Here is a 3,106-nt window from a genome sequence, read left to right on the forward strand (position 1 = left end):
TATCGTGACCGTGGAGGGCCGTATCAGGCATATCCATTTTGTGTGCTCCTTCGGAAGAAAACGAGTCTGCGACTCTCGTTTTACTCCTACGAATTTGCTTTCACAGCTCCCATAGCATCTCCGGGAAACCCGGGGCGGTTCAAGGTTTCCCCAGTGATATTCGTTGACGAAGCTTGAGGCGGTGATTGTGGCCCGCGTGGAGAAACTGCGCAACTCTGCCTGCTGGGTCGCCGTAAGCAGCTGGTCAACGCATGCAAACTCGTAGTATTGGTATTCGCTCATGCCAGATTCCCGTAGCGAAGCGCATGGAAGAGAAGAAGGTGAATGTGCTGGTGCGTAACCCGGCGGAGCCATGAAAGTCCGGGCCGACGCGCAAGCCGGAATGCTTCATGGCAAGCGCCGAAAGGCGTGCGCGTGGCCATTGTGACGTCCTTTCGGCACGCGATGCGGCGCTTTCAGCCAGCCGCGTCCGCGCCGCCCAGCCGCATCCGGTAGTCCACCAGGAGCTGCTGTTGTGCTTCGAGCTGCGCGGCCAGCTTCGTGAGGTCCGCGCGGAGCGAGTCGCGAGCCTCGCGTACCTGGAGCAGCTCGGCTGCCCGCGCATCGGCTGCCGCCTGCGCTGCGTCGCGCTCGGCCTCGGCGCGCGCCCGATCGGTGAGCGCACGATTGAGGGCGGACTGCAGCGCCTCGCCATGTGCCTGCTGATCGCGTGCGAGCCTGGTCGTGGCCGTCGCTTCTGCGACGAGCCGCGCGTTGTCCCGGTTCAGCTGCGTGATCTCGTTCTGCCGGACGATGGCCGTCTGGTTCGCCTGGCGTAGCTCAGCCTGCACCTGCTGGACCTGCTGCTCATGTCGGTGCGCTTCCTGTTCGCGCTGCTCGCGCGCGGCCGTACGGAAGTGCTCAAGGGAGTCGCGCGCATGCACGAGCTTGGCCTCAAGCGACAGGCGGAAGCCTTCCTGCTCGACAAGGCGCTCGGTCTGGTCGCGTACCTGCTGGGTGAGCCGCTCGACGTCCAGGTCGCGCTGATGCAGCGCCACGCGAGTCCCGGCGTGCGCCTCCTGCTCCGCGGAAAGGGCGGCGGTCGCGCCGGAGAGTTGCTCCCGCACCGTGGCCAGCTCAGCACCGAGCCTTGCGATTTCGGACTGCGCCTGCTCGCGCTGCGCGGCCGCAGCGGCGGCCTGCTGGTCGACGAGGGCTTGTGCTTCTTCATGCAGGCGGGCCGCGAGCCGGGCCACCAGATCCTGGATCGCGTCCGAGAGCGACCCGGCGCGTGTGAGTGACGCCCCCTCATCTTCCTCCAGTTCCTTCAGGTACCGGTGGATCGTGGTTTTCGAGCCCGTGTTGCCGAGCGCGATACGTATCGCGTCGATCGATGTGTGCTGCCCCTGCGCGAGCAACGCGTCGCGGGCGCGCTTTACGTCCATGCGCGTAAGACCGGTGCGGGCCATCTGTTTCCTCGCTCGAGTATCGTACTGTATTACGTACCATGTATATACGTATCACTGTACGCGGTCAAGGGCGGCCGGATGTGAGTGTGGCTGGCCTGCGATAAAGGAGGATTATCCAGTGTGATGCTCCGAATCCGGCTTGTTCCGCCGCACAACCGGTACGAAATATGGAAGACGATCTCCGGGGGATTGCTGGTCAAATTGGGATGTCGCAACCCGGAGCGTGGACCACAAGCGTTTGATGTGTATAATTCAATTGTTTTATACACATTTACGAGGCGCGCCATGCGTACCAATATCGAGATCGACGACCGGTTGATGGCCGAAGCGCTTGCCGCAACGGGCATCCGGACCAAACGTGAAGCGGTCGAGCTTGGCCTGAAAACGATCATCCGGCTCAAGCAGCAGGAGCAGATTCGCCAGTTCCGCGGCAAATTACCGTGGGAAGGCGACCTGGATGCCATGAGGCGCGACCAGTGATACTCGTCGATTCAAGCGTGTGGATCGACTACTTCCGGGGGCTGGCTTCACCCCAAGCCAGCCGACTGGATGCCCTGCTGGGCCGGGAGGTGCTGGTCACCGGCGACCTGATCGTCGCCGAGGTGCTACAGGGATTTGCCGCCGACTCGGCGTTCAATACTGCCCGGCAGCTGATGACGACGCGATTCGATGTCGTCTCGCTGGTGGGACCGGATAACGCCATTCAGGCGGCCCGGAATTACCGCATCTTGCGAGCGCAGGGCGTAACGATCCGCAAAACCATCGATACGCTGATCGCGACGTGGTGCATTGAAAACGGTGCGCCGCTGCTCTTCAGCGACCGGGATTTCGATCCGTTCGTCGAGCACCTCGGTCTTCAGTCTGCAATGCGCGACGACTAACGTGCCGGTGACAGCAAACAGTAAGAAACGATACGGAATACGAATTCACCACCGGTTTCAGGCCAACTGGAGCTGGATATCTTCTCCAGGCGTGCGGACCTGATAGCCCATTGCCCGGTAGCCGCGCTGGCGTTTCTCCCACATGCGCTGCAGCACCGGATGGCCGCCATCCACATAATCGATCACCCGTACGCCGGTCTTGCCCGCATGCTCGCGGTGCAGCCGGCCGGCGTACTGCTGCAGCGTGCCCCTCCACGCAACCGGCATGGCCAGCACCAGCGTGTCCAGCGCCGGATGGTCGAAGCCTTCACCTACGAGCCTGCCAGTCGCCAGCACCACGCGGGGCGTGTCACCGGCCAGCGCGTCAAGGGCAGCCAGCTGTGCCACCCGCGCTTTCCGGCCGAGGCGACCGTGCAGCACGAACAGCGGTTGTACCGTGTCTTGCAGCATCTGCTGCAGGCTTTCGAGATGGTCTGTCCGCTCGGTGAGTACCAGCACGTTCCGCCCCTGCCTGTACTGTTCACGTACAGCCGCCGCGATCATCTGCGTGCGCGGCGTGTCCTGCGCGAGCTGAGCGAACACCGCCTGGATTGGCGCGTCGGCCGCGATGTCCACTGCGGCGGTGAGCCTTTGCGGGAACACCTCGAGCATCCGGGGCGCGCTGGCCGGGGATTTCGCCGCATGCCGGATCGGTCCGCACAGCATGAACATGACGGGCTGCTGGCTGTCGCGCCGCACCGGAGTCGCGGTCAGACCCAGCACATAGCGCGCATGAAC

The 3,106-nt window shown here is 63.5% G+C and carries 4 protein-coding genes and 1 pseudogene; 2 read left to right on the top strand and 3 right to left on the bottom strand.

What is annotated here, in order from left to right; genetic code table 11:
* Together L5014_RS38395 and L5014_RS38400 are read right to left on the bottom strand one after the other, a co-directional pair.
* Window positions 1–282: pseudogene (locus L5014_RS38395) on the bottom strand (hypothetical protein); the annotation flags it as partial.
* 173 nt (window positions 283–455) lie between these two features.
* Window positions 456–1,448, bottom strand: coding sequence for a DNA-binding protein (locus L5014_RS38400; protein WP_238469072.1), 993 nt, complete (start codon window positions 1,446–1,448; stop codon window positions 456–458).
* Between the two features lie 285 nt (window positions 1,449–1,733).
* Between L5014_RS38400 and L5014_RS38405 the strand changes: the two genes are divergently transcribed.
* Together L5014_RS38405 and vapC are read left to right on the top strand one after the other, a co-directional pair.
* Entirely contained in the window at window positions 1,734–1,928 is a 195-nt protein-coding gene (locus tag L5014_RS38405) for a type II toxin-antitoxin system VapB family antitoxin (RefSeq protein ID WP_028215418.1), read from the top strand.
* A complete protein-coding gene (gene vapC / locus L5014_RS38410) occupies window positions 1,925–2,329 on the top strand; it encodes a type II toxin-antitoxin system VapC family toxin (protein WP_338019402.1) in 405 nt (134 codons plus the stop codon). The genes L5014_RS38405 and vapC overlap by 4 nt, the downstream gene beginning before the upstream one ends.
* Window positions 2,330–2,386: 57 nt before the next feature.
* Here the strand turns inward: vapC and L5014_RS38415 are convergent.
* Window positions 2,387–3,106, bottom strand: a 720-nt coding sequence (locus L5014_RS38415; protein ID WP_238469074.1) for a DEAD/DEAH box helicase, incomplete at its 5' end; no start/stop codon positions are given.

This window comes from Paraburkholderia tagetis (assembly GCF_022213065.1).
Taxonomy (GTDB): domain Bacteria; phylum Pseudomonadota; class Gammaproteobacteria; order Burkholderiales; family Burkholderiaceae; genus Paraburkholderia; species Paraburkholderia tagetis.

Bases quoted from the DNA above. Each gene is read 5' to 3' on its own strand.
- L5014_RS38400 (WP_238469072.1), bottom strand. From the start codon at position 1,448: ATGGCCCGCACCGGTCTTACGCGCATGGACGTAAAGCGCGCCCGCGAC.
- L5014_RS38405 (WP_028215418.1), top strand. From the start codon at position 1,734: ATGCGTACCAATATCGAGATCGACGACCGGTTGATGGCCGAAGCGCTT.